The sequence below is a fragment of the Candidatus Pelagibacter sp. PS_17 genome (genome assembly GCF_059417945.1).
Window position 1 is genome coordinate 287,373 of record NZ_CM182073.1, and the last position, 20,537, is coordinate 307,909.

The following is a 20,537-nucleotide window of genomic DNA, read 5'->3' on the forward strand; positions in this document are numbered from 1 at the left end:
TAAAGTTCATTTTAAAGTCTTTATGTTTAACTCTTCTGTTTGAAAATTTTGTATTGGTTGCTTTAGTTGTTTGAAGCGGTGCTTAGTAATGATAATTGAGTAATTTTATCATCCCCTAATTCATCTATAGGTTTAACAGGATATTCACCTGTAAAATAATGATCTGTTAATTGAGGATAATTATTATCTCTTTTGTTAAAACCCATTGCTCTATAAACACCTTCTAAAGATAAAAAATCTAATGATTTAGCACCAATATATTCACAAATTTCATCATTAGTTTTATTTGCAGCAAGTAACTCTTTTTTAGTAGGAGTATCAACACCATAAAAATCAGGAAATCTAATTTCCGGACAGGCAATTTTTACATGAACTTCTTTGGCTCCTGCATCATATAACATTTTCACAATTTTATGAGAAGTTGTCCCTCTTACAAGCGAGTCATCTATTAAAATAATTATTTTATTTTTAATAGTTGATTGATTTGCATTTAATTTTAATTTCACACCAAGACTTCTAATTTTTTGACTAGGTTCAATAAAGGTTCGACCAACATAATGATTTCTAATCAAACCTAATTCAAAGTTAATTCCTAAGTGTTGAGCAAAACCAAGGGCTGCTGCATTACCAGAGTCTGGTACAGGAACTACAATATCTGCTTTGATTTTGTTTTCTTTTGCAAGTTCAATTCCAAATTGCTTTCTATGTTCATAAGCAGATTTACCATTTAGTAAACTGTCTGGTCTTGCAAAATAAATATACTCAAAAACACACGGACGAACTTCTCTAGCAGGGAAGGGTTTAATGCTTTTTAGTTCATTATTTTCTATATAAACAACCTCACCATTTTCTACATCTCGAATATATTTTGCACCAATTATATCTAGCGCACATGTTTCAGAAGCAAAGACATAGCTATCTTTGATTTTCCCAATCACTAATGGTCTGATACCATGAGGATCTCTTACACCAATTAAAGTATTTTGTGTTAACATGACAAGCGCGTAACCACCTTGTATTTGGAATATGGCATCTATAACTTTATCAATTGTTTTGTTTCTTTTTGATTTAGCAATTAATTGAACAATTGTTTCTGTGTCAGATGTAGTATGAAATATTGCACCATCTTGAACCAATCTATTTCGAAGAGTTATTGAATTAGTTAAATTTCCATTATGAGCTACACCGATACCTCCAGCATTTGTATCTGCAAAAAAAGGCTGTATATTTCTTAAAGTGTTTTCACCAGTTGTACTATATCTGTTATGACCAATAGCATAATCACCAGGCAAACTATTTAACACTTTCTCTTTATTAAAATTATCTCCAACTAAGCCAAATCTTTTTTCAGAATAATATTTTTTTCCATCAAATGTAACTATTCCACAACCTTCTTGACCTCTATGTTGTAGAGCATGCAATCCTAAAGCGGTTAGTGCGGCTGAATCTTTATTGTTACTTACACCAAAGACACCACATTCTTCTTTTAATTTGGGATTATAAATCTTGAATTTTTTCTTTGGAATCTTGATAGTTTTTTTCATTTGGAAACTCTTTCAATAAATAATTACTACCTTTTTCAATATATGGGAAGGTGTATGATTTATCAGTATTAATTGGCCATTTACTATAATTATACACAATATCTACAGCTGAAAATAAACAAATACAGATTACATAACTTCGGATAAATCCAAAAAATAACCCAAATAAGGAATCGAGTCTTCCAAGACCAACAAATTTTACCGTCTTACTAATAGCTTTATTTGTAATAAGAATAACAAAGATCACTAAAATAAAGATAGTTATGCCGAGCGCAATATCTAAAACATATTCATTATCGATTATGTTTTTAAAATAAGGCTTAGCTTTTGGAAAAAGAAGTAAAGTTACAACATAAGCCAATACCCATTTTGAAGCTGACAATAAACTTAAAACAAAACCTTTACTATAACACTTGATAACTGAAAAAATTGTAATGATTAGAAATATTAGATCTATTAAAGACACTGCTTGATAAAAATCTTTTAAAGCATCAAGCATAATAATATTATTTTCCGAATGGTTTACTTATTAAAATAAGAGAGGGCAGTAAAGTTAATACTGAAATCATTGCAAGTAACATTGCTAAACCAGTAAACACACCAAAATAAATTGTGGGTATAAATTTAGAGAAAACCAAAATTGAAAACCCAAAGACAATGGTTATTGAAGTATTTAGGATTGCAACACCCACTGTTGAATGACAAACTTTTAGTGTTTTGTTATAGTCTTTAATTTTTAAAAACTCTTCTTTAAACCTATAAATGTAGTGAATACTATTATCTACTGCGATCCCTATTGTGATTGCAGCAATAGTAATAGTCATCATATCAAGGGGTATTCCAAGCAGGCCAATAATTCCTAAAATAAAGAAAGCTGCAATAAAATTAGGAACAACACCAATAAGAGATAGTTTGAAATTTCTAAACAAAATCATAAACATTGCAAAAATTCCAACCATTACTAAACCTAATGTGAGTATTTGAGATTTAAAAAGACTTTGGAGTAAATTATTAAACAAAATTAAAACTCCAGCTAACTTAAATTCCTCTTTGTTAAGTTTTAGCTTATTTTCTAGATCAAAATTTATCTGGTTTATTAAATCATTTCTTCTTAAACCATCCTGTGAGTCAATAATTCTAAGGCTTATCCTAGCTTCATTATCTTTTATGGATATATAAGGGTCTATAATATCTTTTTTTATAGTTTCTGGAATTTTTGAATAAAGCACACCCATTTCTAAGGTTCCAAGGGGCTTGTTATTATTTAACTGTGTAGCAACTTCAATAATTGAACTAAATGATAAAACCTTTCCAACTGCAGGAAGATTATCTAAATAATTATGAATATTTTGAATTTTTTCAATTTTGTCTTTTGTAAACCAGTATTTTTCATCATCTTTACTACCTTCATCATCCCAGCTTTCAAATTCATCATCTTCGGTAGTCTCTACTATGATATTTTCTGGAAATTTTAATATAATTTCTAAAGGTGTCGTGCCACCCAGTTTTTCATCAATAAGTTTCATACCTTTGTAAATCTCAGTATTTTTATTAAAATAATTTATAAAACTATTTTCAACTTCAAGCTTACTTATGCCAACAACACTTAAGGCAATAACCAAACCTGTTACTAAAAAAATTATACTTTTATTGTTAATAGAAATTTTACCAAAAAAAGAAGTAATTTTAGAGTCTGCATCTTCTTTAATTTTTACTTTATTACTAGACATAAAGCTCAATAGAGTAGGGAGTAAAGTAAATGTGATTATAAAAGAGGTTATTAATCCTAAGGTCATCATCCAGCCAAAATCAATAATAGGTTTTATTCCACTAAATACTAAAGATAGAAAAGCACATATAGTTGTAAGAACTGTATAAATAATAGGCCAAAACATCTTGCTAGTTGTCATTATAATAATTTTTAAATTATCTAAATTTGGAAAATCTTCTCTTAATTGTAGAAACCGGGTACTCATATGAATATTCATTGCCATAGTTAGAATTAACATTAAAGCAATAAAGTTTGAGGATATAACGGTAACCTTCCAGCCTAGAAGGCCAAGTAGACCTGTCATAATTAAAACTGAAAAAAAGCAACTACTAATTGGAACAATAATCCATATTAGTTTTCTAAATATAAACCACAGAGTAGCAATAATAAATAAAAGAACTCCTAGACCAAAAACAATAATATCACTTTTAATAAATGACATCATGTCATCAGTGATCATTGGAATACCTCCTAAGTATATTTTTCCAACATCTCCATAGGACTTAATAACCTCTCTTATTTGGGTGATATTTTCATGATTTTTCTTTTTTAAAGTATTTTTATATTCTTCAATTTCTTGAGCTGATTTATTTTCAATATCTTTTAGTTCATCTTTTTTTATATAAACAATAATGCCACTTGTTTTACCATCCTCACTTATTACAAAATTTCTAAAAACTGGACTATTTAATATTTCATTAAATCCTCTTTCAGTATCAACACCTTCATCTTTTAAAGTTTTAAAACTTTCTAGTCTCTCTTGAAGAGGTGCTTCTGAATTATTTAATAAAGGGATATCAAGTAGTGTAATAACACTATGAACCCAATCTAGACTTTGGATTTTATATTTTAAACTTAAAAGATTATTAATAGAAGATTCAGTAACCATTCCCTCATTGGGAGAATAAGTTAAGATTAAAAACTCTTTAGAGCCATATCTTTCAGTGACTTCTTTCAAGTATTCAAGATCGGGATCCCCTTCAATTAACAAAGTATCAGATGAGGCATCTAGTCTAAAATCTTTAGAAAAATACCCAAAACTTAAGAGAGTAATTAACAGTAATATAAAAATTGATTTAGGATTTTTTAAAACAATATTTTGATAAAATAGAGAAAGCATTCACAGCTAATATATTGGATATTAGTTAATTTGAGTATCTTTAAATTTGGTAAACATTGCTTCAAATTCTACCATAACATTACCCGTTGGACCGTGTCTTTGTTTTCCAATAATTAGCTCTGCTAGATTTGATACTTCATTCATTTTTGCTTGCCATTCAGCATGCTCAACAGTTGCAGGTCTAGGCTCTTTTCTCTCTAAGTAATAGGCCTCTCTATATACAAACATTACAACGTCAGCATCTTGTTCAATTGATCCAGACTCTCTTAAATCTGATAACTGGGGCTTATGATCATCTCTTTGTTCTACTGCTCTTGACAACTGTGATAGAGCAATTACTGGAAGCTTAAGTTCTTTTGCCATTGCCTTAAGTCCTTGAGTTATTTCAGAAATTTCTTGAACTCTACCATCTCTATTATTTCCAGATCCTCTCATCAATTGAATGTAATCTACAACAATCAAATCTAAACCAAATAATCTTTTAATACGTCTTGCTCTGTTGCTCATAGCAGCGATACTGATAGCTGGCGTTTCATCTATATACAAAGGAAGTTCAGAAATATTCTTTGATGTCTCAATAAATTTATCAAATTGCTCATCAGAAATTCTTCCACGTCTTATATCGTTTGATTTAATTCTAGATTGTTCTGCTAAAATTCTAGTTGATAATTGTTCAGAAGACATCTCTAATGAGAAGAAAGCTACTGCAGATTTCTTTCCACTTTCTTGTAGTTTTTGAGCAGCATTAAAAGCTATATTTGTTGCTAAAGCAGTTTTACCCATTGAAGGTCTACCTGCAATAATAATTAAATCTGAATTATGAAGCCCACCCAGTCTATCATCTAGGTCTCTTAGACCAGTAGGAACACCCACAATGCCTTCATCATTTTGATAAGCAGCTGAGGCCATCTCAATAGTTTGTTTCATCGCTTCATCAAATTTAATAAGTGATGAATTGAAAGAACCTTTTTCAGCAAGATCAAATAATAACCTTTCTGAATTTTCAATTATATTTTGCCCATTAACATCAAGTGCATTTAGTTTTGCAGCGTCAATAGTATTTTCAGATATCTTAATTAATTCACGTCTCACGAACATATCATAAATTATTCTTGAATATTCTATTGCTTGTCTTGGAGGAGTAGAAAATTTTGTAACTTTTACTAAATACTCAGGAACATTTAATTCATCCTTTTCATTTTCAAAATAATTTTTTAAAGTTATGGGGTTTGCAAGCATCCCTTTATAAATTAGGCTTTCAATTGCTGAAAAAATACTTTGATGCATTGGGTCATAAAAGTTAACACTAGAAACAATAGTATTTATTTCATCAAATGTTTCATTTTGAACTAGTATAGATCCAATTACAGCCTGCTCTGCTTCAATATTGTTTGGAAGTTCTTTAAAAGTATCTTTAACTAAGCTGAGGTTATTTTCCATGAAGAAATCTTATCTCAATTAAGATTTAAAAAAATAACAAATATATGCTGGGGAAAAAATTGTATAATTATTGAATAGTATCAGCTGTAACTACATTAATAGTAATTTCAGAATCTACTTCAGAGTGTAGAATAATTTTAACCTTAAATTTACCAATTGATTTAATTTCAGTTATTGGTTGTATCATTGAAGGTTTAATATCTAGTTTGTCATTTTCTAATATCAGTTTTGAAATTTCAGTTGGTTTAACTGATCCATACAATTCTTTATTTTCAGTACTTAATTTTTTAATTTCATATTCTTTATTGTTAATTTGTTCAGAAATTTTTTGAGCTTCTTTTTTCTTTTCAGTATCTTTTTTACTTAGCTCAGATTTAATCTTTTCAACTTCTGCAATATTTTCTTTTGAGGCATAAAGAGCTTTTTTGTTTGATATTAAGAAGTTTCTAGCAAACCCTCTTTTAACATCTATAATTTCTCCAATAGATCCAATTCTTCTTAAATTTTCTAAAAGTATAACTTTCATTTAAATTAACGCTAAATTTCTAGCTCTCTTAATAGATAGAGAAAGCTCTCTTTGTTTTTTTTGTGAAACATTCGTAATTCTTGATGGTAAAATTTTACCATTTTCAGACATATATTTTTTTAACAATCTGATGTTTTTATAATCAACTTCTGGAGCACCCTTTGCAGATAAAGGGCAAGTTTTCTTAAATTTGTATTTATTAGGTTGAAAAATACTTAGTTTTGCAAAGTTACTTTGACTTCCTTTTTTTTTATTTCCTGCTCTTTTTTTTGATGGCATAATTAGTCTCTATTAAATTCTTTTTTATATTCTTTTTTTTCGTATTCATCTTTCTTTGAAAAATATTTAGCCTCTAAATTAAATTTTTTAACCCTTACTGTCATATATCTTAGAAGATTTTTATCAATTGCTTCATTTTTTTCTAATTCATCAATAATTTTTCCAGGACCTTTAATCTTAAAGTGCATATAGATGCCTTTTTTATTTTTTTTAATAATGTAAGCTAAATTTAACAAACCCCAATCTTCAGTTTGCACTATTTCTCCTTCATTTTTTTCAACTATTTTAGAATATTTTTCAGTTAATTGCTTAACTTGTGCTGGGCTAGTATCTTGTCTAGCAACTATTGTGTGTTCGTATAAATTCATAATTGTTCTTTAATAAAAAGTGAGGATATACTATTATAATTATTGAATTACAACACTTAAAACCATAATAAACTTTAGATATTTAAATGTTTTCTGTTATTTTTCCAGGTCAAGGCTCACAATTAGTAGGAATGGGTAAAGACCTACATGCTAAATATAGCTTAGTTCAAGATCTATTCAAGGAAGCAGATGATACTCTTGGTTTCTCAATATCAAACCTTATCTTAAATGGTCCTAAGGAAGAATTAGACTTAACTGAAAATACACAGCCAGCAATATTTTTGCTCAGTTATTCAATATTTAGGTTAATCAAAGAAGAGTTTAAAATCGATTTAGATAAAGCAAAATTTTATGCAGGACATTCTTTAGGAGAATATTCGGCATTAACTGCAGCTGGGTCATTGTCATTTTCAGATACTTTAAAGATATTAAAAATTAGAGGTAGTGCGATGCAAAACTCTGTTCCAAAAGGAGTGGGTGGAATGGTTGCAGTTTTGGGCTCTGAAATTGAAATAATAAAAAAAATTATTGATGAGAATAAAGATAAATACGAATGCTTTATAGCAAATGACAATTCTGTAGGTCAGATCGTTTTAAGTGGAAAAATTGAAGACCTGGAGAAAATTATGGTTGATTTGAAAGCTTCAAATATTAAAAATATTAAATTACCAGTTAGTGCTCCGTTTCATTGTAAATTGATGAATAATGCAACACTTGTGATGAAAGAAGAAATAGCAAAATTAAATTTTAATGAACCTAAAAACATCCTTATTTCAAATGTAACAGGAAAAGAAATATCTAATTCGAATGAACTAAAAGAATTACTAGTTAAGCAAATAGAAAGTAGTGTTCGTTGGCGTGAGAGTGTTTTATTAATGATTGAGAAGGGTGTTACAGAGTTTATTGAAATAGGACCAGGCAAAGTTTTATCAGGATTAATAAAGAGAATTGATAAAAATGTTAAAGTTAGTGCAATAAATTCAGAAGAAGATATAAAGTTAATTAATATCAATGAGTAGTTTAAAAGATAAAAATATTATAGTCACAGGTGCTTCAGGTGGAATTGGCAATTCAATAGTTGAGAAGTTAAACCAAAATGGTGCAAATATTTTAGCTACTGGTACAAGAATTGAAAAACTAGAAGAGTTAAAAGAAAAATTTAATAATATAAAAATACTTAAATTTGATATTTCTCAACATGATAAAATCGAAGAATTTATAGAAAATGCTACCAAAGAGCTAGGTGGATCATTAGATTGTATTGTTAATAATGCAGGCATTACAAAAGATAATTTAACAATTAGAATGAGCTTAGAAGAGTGGTCAAAAGTGATAAATATTAATTTAACTTCTACATTTCTAATGTGTAAATATTCGATTAAAAAAATGCTTAAAAATAAATCTGGAAAAATTATCAATATAACTTCTGTTGTTGGGCATACTGGTAATGTTGGACAAGCTAACTATACTGCATCTAAAGCAGGTATAGTTGCAATGTCAAAAAGCTTAGCTATTGAATATGCAAAAAAAAATATTAATGTTAATTGCATATCCCCAGGCTTTATAAGCACTGCTATGACAGATCAAATAGATGAAAAATTTAAAGAAACAATAATTGCTAAAATTCCATCTAATAGACTGGGTAAACCTGAAGATATTGCTAATGCAGTTAATTTCTTAAGCTCAGATCAGTCAGACTATATTAATGGAGAAACATTACATGTTAATGGAGGCATGTATTTGGGTTGACAAAACTACTTTTTGAACTAATAACGAAATATAACAAAAAGGAACATTATGTCAGAAGATATTTCAAGCAAAGTTAAAAAAATTGTAGCAGATCACTTAGGTATTGATGAAGCTAAAGTATTAGACGATTCAAGCTTCATAGATGACCTTGGAGCAGATAGTTTAGATACAGTTGAGTTAGTAATGGCTTTCGAAGAGGAATTTGGTTCAGAAATTTCAGATAGTGAAGCTGAAAAAATTCTTACTGTAGGTGACGCTGTTAACTTTATAGCAGGAAAAGCAAACTAGAAATTAAATGTCCATAAAAAAAGATGGGATAATGGTAATTTTATCATCCCCATCTGGGGCAGGTAAAACAACTTTAGTAAAACTCCTCTCTAAGAATAAAAATTTTCATATTTCTATTTCTCATACCACAAGAAAACCTAGACTAAACGAAATTGCAGACAAAGATTATTACTTTGTTGATCATGATAAATTTGAAAATTTAATAAAAAATGAAGAATTCTTAGAGTATGCAAAAGTATTTAATCACCTTTATGGAACAACTAGAACACCAGTAATTGAAAAATTAGAAAAAGGTGAAAATGTAATATTTGACATTGATTGGCAAGGAGCTGATCAAATCAAGAATAAAAAATTAAATTATAAATTAATCACTTTTTTTATTCTACCTCCTAGTAAAGAAATACTATTTGAAAGACTATCAAATAGAGACATGAAAGATAAACTGATAGTAGAAGAACGCATGAAAGAATTTAGCAGAGATGTTTTGCACTGGATTAATTATGATTACGTAATTATTAATGACAATCTAGAAGAATGTTATTCTAAAATTAGCAGTTTAATTGATGCCGAAATTAACAATGGCTCGAAAGACTACGATAAAGATTTCATTAGAAAACATGTTGAAAAACTAACCTCTTAAGTCTTCATATTCTTTTACAAGTTTAAAATATACTTCTGGCTCAAGGTTTTGAGGTCTAAGATTAAGATCAATACCAAATTTTTCTGCAATTTCTTTTCCATTATCAAAAACTTGGTTAAAGGGTTTTTTTAACATTTTTCTTCTTTGGCTGAAGAATATCCTAGTAATTTTTTCAAGGTTTTTAGGATCGTTTAATTTAAAAAAATTTTCTTTGGGAGTGAATAAAAGTAAAGAACTATCTATTTTAGGTCTTGGTGAAAAGCTTTGTGGTTTAATATCTAATATCTTTTTTACATTTAATTTCCAGCTAGATAAAATTGATAATCTACCATAATTAGAGTTATTAAATTCAGATATAATTCTATCAGCAACTTCTTTTTGGAACATTAAAACGAGACTATCGAACCAAAAATTCGAGCCAATATTAAGAATCCATTTAGATAAGATTTCTGTTGAAATGTTATAAGGCAAATTACCAAAGACAGATAGTTTTTGTTCCGAGATATTACTTTCAGATACTTTTAAGATATCATCATTGATGATTTCGATTTCAGTATCAAACTTTTCTTTTAGCAATATGGCTAAATCATCATCTTTTTCTACAACATAGAGTTTCTTTGGTTTCTTTTTTAAAATGTATGTGGTTAGATTTCCACTACCTGGTCCAATTTCTAAGACTTCCTTGTTAGTAATATCGGTTATAGATACAATTTTTTCAAGCACTTCTCTATCTATTAAGAAGTTTTGTCCAAGGCTTTTTTTTGCTTTTACGAACACTTATTTATCCAAAAACTTTAAGGCCTGAATTAAGCTTTTTGGATCAGATAAATTTTTACCCAGCATTGAATAATTTGGTCCATGATCTGGAGAAATACGAGTAAATGGTAGGCCTAAAGTAATATTAATTGCATCAAAACCAAATAAAGCCTTCATAGGAGAAAGTACTTGATCATGATACATGCCGATAATTACATCATATTTATTTAATAAAAATTTTGTAAAGATAGTATCAGCTGGAAATGGACCATTAATTTTATTATTTTTTAATCGTAATTTCTTAATAGCTGGAATTATCACTTTATCTTCTTCAGAATTTTTAAAATTGCTTTCACAGTGGGGGTTTAGCCCAGTTATAGCAATCCTTGGCAGTCTATTAAATTTTGTTTTATAAAATTTATTAATCAGGTTAACTTGAGAGAACATCTTATGTTTTGTTATTTTTTTATGAACATCTTTTAAAGCAAGATGGGTTGTAAGAGGACTAACAGATAAATTTTTATTAAATATTAACATCGCAAAATCTTTTTTTTTGGTTTTCTTTGCAAGATATTCAGTGATACCTAAGGTTTTTCCTTTTAAAAAAGACTTTTTGGAAACAGGACCATTAATAAATTTGGATAAATTATTTTGTTTCATAAAATTTAAAGCAACTTTAAAAGTTTCATCTATATACTTATTTGACTTACTAGTAATTTTTTCAAAGCATTTTTTAAATTTATAATCAACATTAATTAAATTAATTTTTTTATTAGTTAGTTTGGAGAAATCTTTTAACTCCTTGTCAATATCATTTATTTTGAAATAAAAATCTAATTTTTTCATCTGTTCTTGAAGTAATTTTTTAGAAATAATGATTATTAAGGGTGATTTATAAATATTAGTTTTTAAACTTTTAAAAAAAATTTCTAAAAAAACACTGTTGGGCTCACCACCCACTATTATTATTGGTTCCTTACCCATTAAAATCTAGATTCTTTTTGATCTTATTATAATAAATTTTTGAATATTGATTCAACTGCCTGTTACGTTCATAGTTAATGGCTTTTTTTAATTCATTTTCAATATCAATAGCAGTTTCAGAATTTTTTATATCCATTAATTTTAATATTAATATACCATTTGATAAAATTATAGGTTTTGTAAATTCTCCCACTTTTAAGCTGCTTATATTTTTTCTAATATTATTATTAAGTGAATTTTCATTGATCCAACCAATATCACCACCAATTTTAGCTGAATCAGAAAAACTGTATGTTGCAGCACTATTTTCAAAACCTATTTCATTTATGCTTTTAACAACTTCTTTATATTTTTTTTCGATCTCTTCTTTGTTTTTAACTTCAAAGATAATTTCAGATAATTGATATTCTTTTGATTGAATTTTGCTATTTTTTAGAAGCTCTTCTTTTAATACAGTCTCATTAATTACAACTTTAGATGAATATTTATTTATAATCAGTTCATTCCACAAAGCATCAATAGTAATTTTTTTTTCGATATCACTTATTTTTAAATCATAATCTTTTAAATAAATTTCAAATTCATTTATTGATTTTAAATTTAACCTTGAATAAATATTTTTTAGTAAAAGTTCAGAATAGTCTTCATTTAATTTTATTTCTTTAAAATTTTTTGATATTTCTATTTTTTTTATCTTCTCTCTTATTATTGATTCGTTAGAAATATTTAATATCTTGTCTTGATCTAACTCTTTTAAAGAATTATTTAGAGCCACAAGATATTTAAATTCATTTTTAATATCAATGTTAGTTATAATTTCGTCTTGAATATTATGAATTATTTTTGTTTCAATTGACTGAGCATGCACACATATTGTGACAAATAAAAATATTAAAATTTTCTTTTTCATATAATCTTATTTTAAAGCCATTTTATCTGGTGAAAAAGTTCCAAGTGGAACAATTGTTATAGAGAAAAATAATTCTTCAACTGGTTTAATATCAGCATCGTTATAATAATTCTTTTTATATTTTACACCTGCAACCAAACAATCATTTTTATACTCATATACCAAATCATAGTACTCTGTTAAATCAAGCTTTCGATTTCTTCTTGTATTAAATGATATAGAATTTTGATTATCAAAGTTATATTTTGTTGTATTTTGAATTATATTGGTACTGCCAACAGCGCCTCTTTCCTCTAAATAATCAAACTGAGTAATAAAGTTTCCAAATTCCATTTTAGTTATTAATGAATTATATTCAAAAGTATTCAAATCATCTGTTAAAGAAAAATTGTAGCCTAATGAAATATTTCTAGTAGGTTTAAAATTAAATTCCCCAAATATATTAGAGTTTTTTTTATTTAAAGTACTATTTGTAGGTATATTTTTTTCTTCATCTAATCTAAAAACTGAAGCAAGTTTAAAATCAATATATTCTTCAATTTTATCTATTTTATTATCAACATTAACTTTTTCTTTTTTAAAGTTTAAGCCCAATGTAACAGACTCACCGGACTCAAATGAGTTTCCTAAACTTAATCGATTAGAAGAAAAAATATTACTAATATCAATTCTTCTAGACTCGTTTCTATTATTTTTCATTTCATGGGGACTAAACCTTAAAGACAGCTTTGGTTCTAAAGTATTGAATGTTGTGGAATTTTTTTTAATTAGTGGCAATGAAGCATTGTATGTATATGCACTCATTAATTCTGATTGTGGACTATTTTTATATGTAGGGTTATTTTTACCAACAGTATTGATATTTTTCAAAGCAATTTCAAAATTTGTTTTAATTCCATTATCAAAGAATTTACTTAAAGCAGAGTAAATTAAATCATTTGAAATTGTAGATCCAACAACATTCGTATTAGTTAAAGTATTATTTCCATATGAATTGAAATTAAAACTGCCATCAATATTATCCAAACTAAAATTTTTTGAAAAATCATAACTAGGTAGCACATATTGATATCTATCGCTATTGGAGCCATTTAAAGTTTCGTACATTTCAAATGAGGTTGTTAGATCATAGTTTTCATGTTCTAGATCAAATTGAATTTGAGACTCAAGCACACTGTTATCATCTAGTAGAAGAGGGGATTCTAAATCAAATAGCTTTAAATAGTTATCATTCGATACTTTTTGATAGTTAATTTGAAGCATACTTTTTTTGAAGTTGTCTAACGATAAATCTACTAACGTATTAGTGAAAAGATGAGACCTTGTACCCCCCCTGTCTTGAGGACTAGAGTCATGGCCATTAACAAAGCTAAAATCGGCTATTGTAAGTGAATTCCTTGTTTTTTGTCTATACTCATTTTGAAATAAAAATTTATTATCTTCAAAGAGCCTTGGTTTTATTGTTAGGTCTTTATCATCAGATATGGCCAAAAAATACGGCACATAAACTGAGCTACCAAGATTATTTGAGCTACCAAATTCAGGCATTAAAAGACCAGATTGTCTTTTTACTGATGGGTCTGGATGAAAAAATTTAGGAAAGTAAACAACAGGAAAATCATATATTTCTAACCAAGCATTTTTATAATTAATCTGTTTTTTAATTTTATCATGGTGAATTTCATCTGATGTAATTTTCCAGGGGGGACATTTATCTGTTTTTTTACATGATGTAAAAACACCTTTTTTAAAGTAGGTATTAACCTTGTCTCCAAATCCTGAAACTGCACTTATTCTTGGATCATTCTCGTTATCCCCGAATAAATCTTTGTGGAAGTTTGCAGTAATATCTTTTCCTAAAAATTCATTTTTTTTTAAGTCAAAAAAACCAGTTTTAAGAAAAAATTTATCACTTTTATTTTCTTTATCACTAGTTATAGCTACTATATTTTCACCCTTAAGAATTTCTTGATTAATAGAGTATTGAAACTGCTCAAGTTTATAAGTATTAGACTCATTATCTGTAATAATTGCATTTTTTTTAGATGATAAAATCATCTTATTTTTAAAAAGAATTAAATCAAAACCTTCAATATTGTATTTATTTGAAATTTTAATTAATGTTTTACCTATTGTGAAAATTTTTTCTTCATTCTTAAGATAAAAAATTTGTTGAGCGTTAATAGTTATGTTGTTATTTAAATCAAAAAGCTGAACATCACCATTTGCTTCCAGTCTATTAATTTTTTTTAAATACTCAAAGTTGTCTGATATTAATTTAAGCTGACTATCAGTTCTAATTGTACCTCTGTTATTGCCTTTATATATATTTCCATTTTCGGTAATTTCTAAATCAGTAATTTCAAAAATAAATTCTTCTCCAAGTACACGACTAAAGTTAGATAGAGTAAATAAGATCACAAGAAAGAAAGTTATAAATTTATTTTTCATTTAACTTTATTATAGAGATGAAATTTATTATTGATAATATAATTAAAGGCAAAAAAATTGAAAGTGTTACAGGAATTTTTTCATTTGTGCCTAGGACACTTAAAAAATTATTAATATAGTAAATAATTACAGACAAAAAAATTCCTAATGTAATCTTAAAAAAGGTATTTTTTTGGTAGCCAATGTTAAACATAATAATAGCAGAAAAAATTGTAATTAGAGTTAAGTAAAGCGGATAAGAGACAATTTTCAATAAGTGAGAATTTATATCAGTTACAGAATAATTTAAAGACATATAACTTTTTCTTAATGTAATTAAATCAATTATACTTAAAGAAGAAAGGTTTGAAAATAAGCTATTTATTTTTTGTAAGTCAAAATTTGAATGTAATATCAATTCATTCAAATTATTTTGTGAATTACCCTTTAGAGTTATTGGATTAAATATTTTCCATTTTTTTGATGTAATATCAACTCTTTCACTTTGTAATACTTCAACTAAATCAAAATCTTTATTAAACTTTGTTATGGAAACATTAAGTAAAAATTCATTGTTGACTTGGCGGGCATTAATTATGTTTATATTGTCATTTATTTCATCTTTGATCCAAAGACCATTTTCAGTGATAACAGCTAAATATTTATTATCATCTGAATAGTTATTTTTAATTAATAGATATGAGTTTTTTAAAATAGATGATCCGTTATAAAAAAAAATAACCATAATAATGCCAAGAATGAATGAATATAAACCTAAAATTTTTATGATTTTTATATTATTTAAACCAGAGTACTTAAAGACCTGTAGTTCATTTTTGTCAATAAGGTGAATAAAAAATACTTGAGTGCCCAACAAAAAAATAAAAGGAAGTATTTCAAATAAGACCGAAGGTGTATTTAATAAAGACAAAAAGAAAAGATAAAAAAAACTTAAATCTATATTTTTAAAAAATTCAATTTGTTCAAGGATATTTGTAATTAAAATGATAATAAAAAAAGTAATAAAAATTTTTAATAATGAGATGTTAAAAAGGTTAATTAAAAATTTAATATAGGTTTTCATACTTTATTAACTTTTAGTTTTATTACAAAATAGAGATAAATAATTAATGTTAAGATTAATGGAAAAATTGAAAGAAATATGTTCTGTATTAAATTTGTGCTTATCAATTTTGAAGATGATTCTAAAAAAATAATAAAAAGAAAAGCAAATGAATAAATCTTAAATTTATTAATATTAAATGAATGGTCACTTTTAGATTTTAATATAAATAAAAGTGAAATTGAAATTAGAAAAGTTATATATAGAGGTTTTATCAATCTAACATATAATTCTTGATGAATATTTTTTAAGTTTTTAAGACCACAGTTTCTATCCAAAGAGTCTTCAGGAAAATTTATTTTATTTGTTGATTTGTGAAAAATCAGCACACATTTAATTAAATCTTTAGTTGCAGTTTCTTGATTTTTTTTTGTTAGCATACTTTTTGTAGAAAATTTTGAAATATTATAATCAGTTTTTGAGAATTTGAATTCTGAAATTTTCCCATTTACGACATTGATAGATTTGCCATCATATAATGTTAATACTTTTTTATTATTGTCTATATTTACTATTGCAGTTTTAGCAAAAGTAGTTTGTGAGTTATTAACATCTGTTTTTTCATTTAAGAATATATTTATTAATTCACCATTTTTATTTTTTTCATCAAAGTAGATTGTCAAATTTTCAACAACATCTATAAACTTTTTAGGTTTGAGAACACTTTCAAAAAAATCTAAGTTAGATGATCTTATAAAGGATCTAGCTTTATCTTGAGCAAAAGGAGTTATTACAGCATTTAAAAATAAACTAATAAGTACAAACCAGAGAGAAAATTTTATAAAAAAATTTATAAAATTAATTTTTTTAATTCCAAAATTCCAAAATATAACTAGCTCATTTTTATTCTCATATTTTAATAATATGTATGAAAATGCCAAAAATATAGCAAAGGGAAAAATTCTACTAATTATTTTAGGAAAGCTAAGTAATGTATATTTAAAATATACGAGAAAACCGTGGCCGTCCTCTATAACAAAATCGAGATAATTAACTGCCTGTAATACCCAAATAATTATACTGATGGTAAATACAACTAATAAGAAAAAATTTACACAATCTTTAGATAATTTTTTATAAACAATTTTTTTCATTGAAATACAGTAAATTAGCTCTTATATACCACTCAACTCGCATAGAGTGTATTTAAAATTTATGACTATTCAAATTAATTACAAAAAAATAAGTTCAAAAAAAGACTTAGCCAACCTTGTCTTATTTGTTGATGAAAAATTCAATATTAACAATTTAAAAAAATATCTATCAAATTTAGAATTTTCTTACATATCTGATTTATTAAAAAATAGTGATTTGAAAAAAGATTTACTTTCTTTTAAAATTAATTCAAAAAAGACAGTATTTTTAGTATCCATTAAGAAAGATATAAAAATATCAGATATAGAAAATCTAGGAGCTAAATTTCATAGTTATATTAATAATGATAAGAAAAAAGAATACTTTGTAAATTCAGATACAATTAATAATAAAATTAAAAATTTTGTTGGTTACTTTCTGCATGGACTTAAATTAAAATCATATGAATTTAATATTTATAAATCTAAAAAAAACAAAGAAACTGTTCTCATAAATGTTATAGGAAACAAAAATAAAATATCTACTCAAGATCATTTAAGATTTAAAGCTCTAGAAGAAGGAAGTTTTTTTGCAAGAGACCTTGTGTCTGAACCAGGAAATGTTTTACACCCTGATGAATATGCAAAAAGAATAAATACACTTAAAAAATTTGGATTGAAAATAAATATTTATGATGAAAAAAAATTAAAAAAACTTGGAATGAATGCGTTACTTGGTGTAGGGCAAGGTAGTATTAGAGGATCATATCTTGTAACAATGGAATGGAATGGAGCAAAAAATAATTCTAATCCTTTAGCTTTTGTTGGAAAAGGTGTTTGTTTTGACACTGGAGGTTACTCTTTAAAACCAGCAAAGTTTATGGAAGATATGACTTATGATATGGCAGGCTCAGCTACTGTGGTGGGTTTAATGAAAAATTTAGCAATAAGAAAAGCAAAAATAAATGCTGTTGGTGTTGTAGGGCTTGTTGAGAATATGGTTAGTGGAAACGCTCAAAGACCTGGTGACATTGTAAAATCATATAGTGGTAAAACAATAGAGGTACTAAACACAGATGCTGAAGGTAGATTAGTTTTGGCTGATGCTTTAACTTTTACTGAGAAAAAATTTAAACCTAAGTTTATGGTTGATCTAGCAACTTTAACAGGTGCTATTATAGTTTCATTAGGCTCTGAATATGCAGGTCTATTTTCAAACGATGACAAATTGTCAAAACAATTATTAGAAGCAGGTGATAAAGTTGAAGAAAAATTATGGAGAATGCCATTGCATAAAAACTTTGACAAACTTATAGACTCAAAAAATGCAGATATGCAAAATATTAATTATGTAGGTGGTGCAGGATCTACAACTGCAGCACAATTTTTACAAAGATTTATTTTAAATAAAACGCCTTGGGCTCACTTAGATATAGCTGGTATGGCATTTTCAAAATATGGTGGTGCTTTAAATTCAGGTGGTGCGACTAGCTATGGAGTAAGATTATTAAACCAACTAATAGAGGATAATTATGAGTAATATAGAACAAACACTATCAATCATTAAACCTGATGCTGTTGAAAGAAATTTAGATAACGAAATCAAAGAAATGTTTACAGATAAAGGTTTTAAAATTATCAAAGATAAAAAAATTCAGATAACAAAAGCAGAAGCAGAACAATTTTATAAAGTTCATGAAACTAAACCTTTTTATAATGATTTATGCGCTTATTTGTCTTCAGGCCCAATTGTCGTGATGATACTTGAAAAAGAAAATGCAGTTTTAGGAAACAGAGAATTAATGGGTGCAACTAAACCAGAAGATGCTGCAGAAGGAACTATAAGAAAAAAATATGGAATTTCTATTGATAAAAACTCTGTACATGGTTCTGATAGTGTTGAAAACGCTAAAATTGAAATTAATTTTTTCTTTAAAGATTAATTAAATATTTTTTTTATAGCCGCTGGATAGAGCTTGTACTCTTGTTTTAAAACTTTTTTAGCTAAAGAAATAGAAGTATCATTTTTTGAAATTTTAACTTTCTTTTGCAGAATTATTTTTCCTGAATCAAGTTTTGCTGTTACAAAATGAACAGTACAACCAGCTACCTTATCTTTATTTTGTATTGCTTTAAAATGAGTATCAAGCCCCTTATACTTTGGCAGTAAAGAAGGATGTATATTAACTATTTTTCCACTAAATTTTTTAATAAAACTTTTAGATAAAATCTTCATAAAGCCTGCAAGGCAAATAAACTTTATATTTTCTTTTTTTAATAAATTTAATATTTTTGTTTCAGCTATTTTATAGTTTTTAAAGCTTGATACATATTTTTTAATATTAAATTGACTTGAAAATTTTAAACCTTTGGCTTTTGAAGTATTTGAAACAATTAAATCTATAGATATAGGTGAATTTTTTATTTTAGAAAATTTTATTAAATTTTTTAAATTACTTCCAGTTCCAGATATAAATACTGCTGTTTTAATCTTTTTAGGACCAGTCAATTTTACCATTAAGTTTAACTTTATATTTTCCTGCAGTTATTTTTCCAATAACATAGGGTTTAAATTCCTTTGTAAAAAATTTAGTAATTTTATTTAAGTTTTTAGGATTAACTATTAAACAAAAACCAACTCCACAGTTGAATGTTTTTAACATTTCCTCATCATCAATGTTATTTTGCTTCAACCATTTAAAAATTTTTTTAGTTCTAACTTTATTTAAATCTATATCAGCGACTAATTTATCTGGAATAACTCTCTTAATATTATCTGCTAGGCCACCTCCAGTAATGTTTGCACATCCATTTAAAAGATTGTTATCAATTAAATTTAGAACTTCTTTGACATAAATTTTTGTAGGTCTTAGTAATTCTTTTTTTAAAAATGAATTATTTTTTAAATTAATCTTTTTTTTATTAAGCACATGTCTAACTAAAGAATAACCATTTGAGTGCACACCACTTGATGGTATAGCCAATACCAAGTCATTTTTTTTTATATTCTTCTTTGATAGTATTTTCTTTTTCATCAACCAAACCTACTGCAAAACCTGCTATATCGAATTTACCTTTTTCATAGGTACCTGGCATTTCTGCTGTTTCGCCACCAACCAATTCACAGTTTGAAACTTTACAGCCTCTTATTATTCCTTTGAGGATCAATTTTAATTTATTTAAATCAATTTTATTAATAGAAATATAATCCAAAAATAAAAGTGGTCTTGCTCCTTGAACAATTAGGTCGTTTACACTCATAGCAACTAAATCAATGCCAATTGTGTCATATTTATTGAGTAAATTGGCAATCTCTACTTTTGTACCAACACCATCGGTGCAAGCTACAATTTTAGGATTTTTAAGATTTTTTGGAATATTAGTTATAGAGCCGAAGCCACCAATATTATTAAACTTTTTTTGGCCTTTTTTGTTTGATGATATTGACGATATAAATTTAACAAAATTATCAGCAGCATTTATGTTTACACCACTTTTTTCATAGGTAAATTTTTCTTTTTTCATTAGTATAGTAT

At 26.7% G+C, this 20,537-nt stretch carries 20 protein-coding genes and 1 pseudogene; 6 read left to right on the forward strand and 15 right to left on the reverse strand.

Annotated features, from left to right (window positions below):
• Positions 1-62: 62 nt before the first annotated feature.
• From purF to rpsF, 7 genes are all read right to left on the reverse strand, one after another.
• Positions 63-1,544, reverse strand: a complete 1,482-nt coding sequence (gene purF, locus AC5SML_RS01530; RefSeq protein WP_494617390.1) for an amidophosphoribosyltransferase — start codon at positions 1,542-1,544, stop codon at positions 63-65.
• Positions 1,498-2,043 (reverse strand): CvpA family protein, encoded by a 546-nt coding sequence (locus AC5SML_RS01535; protein WP_494574211.1) that lies wholly within the window; start codon positions 2,041-2,043, stop codon positions 1,498-1,500. The genes purF and AC5SML_RS01535 overlap by 47 nt, the downstream gene beginning before the upstream one ends.
• A 7-nt stretch (positions 2,044-2,050) precedes the next feature.
• On the reverse strand, positions 2,051-4,435 hold the full coding sequence (locus tag AC5SML_RS01540) for an efflux RND transporter permease subunit (RefSeq protein WP_494617391.1): 2,385 nt from the start codon (positions 4,433-4,435) through the stop codon (positions 2,051-2,053).
• Between the two features lie 21 nt (positions 4,436-4,456).
• Positions 4,457-5,875 (reverse strand): replicative DNA helicase, encoded by a 1,419-nt coding sequence (locus AC5SML_RS01545; protein WP_006997211.1) that lies wholly within the window; start codon positions 5,873-5,875, stop codon positions 4,457-4,459.
• 67 nt (positions 5,876-5,942) lie between these two features.
• Positions 5,943-6,401: a 50S ribosomal protein L9 gene (rplI, locus tag AC5SML_RS01550; protein WP_006997210.1), complete on the reverse strand. Its 459-nt coding sequence runs from the start codon at positions 6,399-6,401 to the stop codon at positions 5,943-5,945.
• Positions 6,402-6,680, reverse strand: a complete 279-nt coding sequence (gene rpsR / locus AC5SML_RS01555) for a 30S ribosomal protein S18 (RefSeq protein WP_006997209.1) — start codon at positions 6,678-6,680, stop codon at positions 6,402-6,404.
• Between the two features lie 2 nt (positions 6,681-6,682).
• The gene (rpsF, locus tag AC5SML_RS01560; RefSeq protein WP_494617392.1) at positions 6,683-7,048 is read right to left on the reverse strand and encodes a 30S ribosomal protein S6; all 366 of its coding nucleotides are present in this window, start codon (positions 7,046-7,048) and stop codon (positions 6,683-6,685) included.
• Positions 7,049-7,134: 86 nt separating this feature from the next.
• On the opposite strand from rpsF, the gene fabD reads away from it, so the two are divergent.
• From fabD to gmk, 4 genes are read left to right on the forward strand one after another with little or no spacing between them, the layout of a single operon-like run.
• Positions 7,135-8,067, forward strand: a complete 933-nt coding sequence (gene fabD / locus AC5SML_RS01565; RefSeq protein ID WP_271617137.1) for an ACP S-malonyltransferase — start codon at positions 7,135-7,137, stop codon at positions 8,065-8,067.
• Positions 8,060-8,797, forward strand: a complete 738-nt coding sequence (gene fabG, locus AC5SML_RS01570; protein WP_011281882.1) for a 3-oxoacyl-[acyl-carrier-protein] reductase — start codon at positions 8,060-8,062, stop codon at positions 8,795-8,797. Before fabD ends, fabG begins: the two co-directional genes overlap by 8 nt.
• Before the next feature lie 48 nt (positions 8,798-8,845).
• Complete coding sequence (locus AC5SML_RS01575; RefSeq protein WP_006997205.1) at positions 8,846-9,085, forward strand: acyl carrier protein; 240 nt, start codon at positions 8,846-8,848, stop codon at positions 9,083-9,085.
• 7 nt (positions 9,086-9,092) lie between these two features.
• Positions 9,093-9,725 carry a guanylate kinase gene (gmk, locus tag AC5SML_RS01580; protein WP_271625805.1) on the forward strand — a complete coding sequence of 211 codons (633 nt, stop codon included), beginning with the start codon at positions 9,093-9,095 and terminating at the stop codon, positions 9,723-9,725.
• On the opposite strand, the gene rsmA is transcribed toward gmk, so the two are convergent.
• From rsmA to AC5SML_RS01610, 6 genes are read right to left on the reverse strand one after another with little or no spacing between them, the layout of a single operon-like run.
• Positions 9,714-10,502: a 16S rRNA (adenine(1518)-N(6)/adenine(1519)-N(6))-dimethyltransferase RsmA gene (gene rsmA, locus AC5SML_RS01585; protein WP_271625806.1), complete on the reverse strand. Its 789-nt coding sequence runs from the start codon at positions 10,500-10,502 to the stop codon at positions 9,714-9,716. The genes gmk and rsmA overlap by 12 nt on opposite strands.
• Positions 10,503-11,465 (reverse strand): 4-hydroxythreonine-4-phosphate dehydrogenase PdxA, encoded by a 963-nt coding sequence (locus AC5SML_RS01590; protein WP_494617394.1) that lies wholly within the window; start codon positions 11,463-11,465, stop codon positions 10,503-10,505.
• Complete coding sequence (locus AC5SML_RS01595) at positions 11,458-12,375, reverse strand: peptidylprolyl isomerase (protein WP_494617395.1); 918 nt, start codon at positions 12,373-12,375, stop codon at positions 11,458-11,460. The genes AC5SML_RS01590 and AC5SML_RS01595 overlap by 8 nt, the downstream gene beginning before the upstream one ends.
• A 6-nt stretch (positions 12,376-12,381) precedes the next feature.
• Complete coding sequence (locus tag AC5SML_RS01600) at positions 12,382-14,826, reverse strand: LPS-assembly protein LptD (RefSeq protein ID WP_494617396.1); 2,445 nt, start codon at positions 14,824-14,826, stop codon at positions 12,382-12,384.
• On the reverse strand, positions 14,816-15,889 hold the full coding sequence (locus AC5SML_RS01605) for an LptF/LptG family permease (RefSeq protein WP_494617397.1): 1,074 nt from the start codon (positions 15,887-15,889) through the stop codon (positions 14,816-14,818). The genes AC5SML_RS01600 and AC5SML_RS01605 overlap by 11 nt, the downstream gene beginning before the upstream one ends.
• The gene (locus tag AC5SML_RS01610) at positions 15,886-17,022 is read right to left on the reverse strand and encodes an LptF/LptG family permease (protein ID WP_494617398.1); all 1,137 of its coding nucleotides are present in this window, start codon (positions 17,020-17,022) and stop codon (positions 15,886-15,888) included. Before AC5SML_RS01610 ends, AC5SML_RS01605 begins: the two co-directional genes overlap by 4 nt.
• A 61-nt stretch (positions 17,023-17,083) precedes the next feature.
• Between AC5SML_RS01610 and AC5SML_RS01615 the strand changes: the two genes are divergently transcribed.
• A complete protein-coding gene (locus tag AC5SML_RS01615; protein WP_494575471.1) occupies positions 17,084-18,541 on the forward strand; it encodes a leucyl aminopeptidase in 1,458 nt (485 codons plus the stop codon).
• The gene (gene ndk / locus AC5SML_RS01620; RefSeq protein WP_006997196.1) at positions 18,534-18,944 is read left to right on the forward strand and encodes a nucleoside-diphosphate kinase; all 411 of its coding nucleotides are present in this window, start codon (positions 18,534-18,536) and stop codon (positions 18,942-18,944) included. The genes AC5SML_RS01615 and ndk overlap by 8 nt, the downstream gene beginning before the upstream one ends.
• Here ndk and purN read toward each other — a convergent pair.
• A complete protein-coding gene (purN, locus tag AC5SML_RS01625; RefSeq protein WP_494617400.1) occupies positions 18,941-19,519 on the reverse strand; it encodes a phosphoribosylglycinamide formyltransferase in 579 nt (192 codons plus the stop codon). The genes ndk and purN overlap by 4 nt on opposite strands.
• Positions 19,497-20,526 (reverse strand): annotated as a pseudogene (gene purM / locus AC5SML_RS01630) (phosphoribosylformylglycinamidine cyclo-ligase). The gene purN and the pseudogene purM overlap by 23 nt, the downstream one beginning before the upstream one ends.
• Positions 20,527-20,537 lie beyond the last annotated feature (11 nt).

Bases quoted from the DNA above. Each gene is read 5' to 3' on its own strand.
- purF (WP_494617390.1), bottom strand. From the start codon at position 1,544: ATGAAAAAAACTATCAAGATTCCAAAGAAAAAATTCAAGATTTATAAT.
- AC5SML_RS01535 (WP_494574211.1), bottom strand. From the start codon at position 2,043: ATGCTTGATGCTTTAAAAGATTTTTATCAAGCAGTGTCTTTAATAGAT.
- AC5SML_RS01540 (WP_494617391.1), bottom strand. From the start codon at position 4,435: ATGCTTTCTCTATTTTATCAAAATATTGTTTTAAAAAATCCTAAATCA.
- AC5SML_RS01545 (WP_006997211.1), bottom strand. From the start codon at position 5,875: ATGGAAAATAACCTCAGCTTAGTTAAAGATACTTTTAAAGAACTTCCA.
- rplI (WP_006997210.1), bottom strand. From the start codon at position 6,401: ATGAAAGTTATACTTTTAGAAAATTTAAGAAGAATTGGATCTATTGGA.
- rpsR (WP_006997209.1), bottom strand. From the start codon at position 6,680: ATGCCATCAAAAAAAAGAGCAGGAAATAAAAAAAAAGGAAGTCAAAGT.
- rpsF (WP_494617392.1), bottom strand. From the start codon at position 7,048: ATGAATTTATACGAACACACAATAGTTGCTAGACAAGATACTAGCCCA.
- fabD (WP_271617137.1), top strand. From the start codon at position 7,135: ATGTTTTCTGTTATTTTTCCAGGTCAAGGCTCACAATTAGTAGGAATG.
- fabG (WP_011281882.1), top strand. From the start codon at position 8,060: ATGAGTAGTTTAAAAGATAAAAATATTATAGTCACAGGTGCTTCAGGT.
- AC5SML_RS01575 (WP_006997205.1), top strand. From the start codon at position 8,846: ATGTCAGAAGATATTTCAAGCAAAGTTAAAAAAATTGTAGCAGATCAC.
- gmk (WP_271625805.1), top strand. From the start codon at position 9,093: ATGTCCATAAAAAAAGATGGGATAATGGTAATTTTATCATCCCCATCT.
- AC5SML_RS01590 (WP_494617394.1), bottom strand. From the start codon at position 11,465: ATGGGTAAGGAACCAATAATAATAGTGGGTGGTGAGCCCAACAGTGTT.
- AC5SML_RS01595 (WP_494617395.1), bottom strand. From the start codon at position 12,375: ATGAAAAAGAAAATTTTAATATTTTTATTTGTCACAATATGTGTGCAT.
- AC5SML_RS01600 (WP_494617396.1), bottom strand. From the start codon at position 14,826: ATGAAAAATAAATTTATAACTTTCTTTCTTGTGATCTTATTTACTCTA.
- AC5SML_RS01605 (WP_494617397.1), bottom strand. From the start codon at position 15,889: ATGAAAACCTATATTAAATTTTTAATTAACCTTTTTAACATCTCATTA.
- AC5SML_RS01610 (WP_494617398.1), bottom strand. From the start codon at position 17,022: ATGAAAAAAATTGTTTATAAAAAATTATCTAAAGATTGTGTAAATTTT.
- AC5SML_RS01615 (WP_494575471.1), top strand. From the start codon at position 17,084: ATGACTATTCAAATTAATTACAAAAAAATAAGTTCAAAAAAAGACTTA.
- ndk (WP_006997196.1), top strand. From the start codon at position 18,534: ATGAGTAATATAGAACAAACACTATCAATCATTAAACCTGATGCTGTT.
- purN (WP_494617400.1), bottom strand. From the start codon at position 19,519: ATGGTAAAATTGACTGGTCCTAAAAAGATTAAAACAGCAGTATTTATA.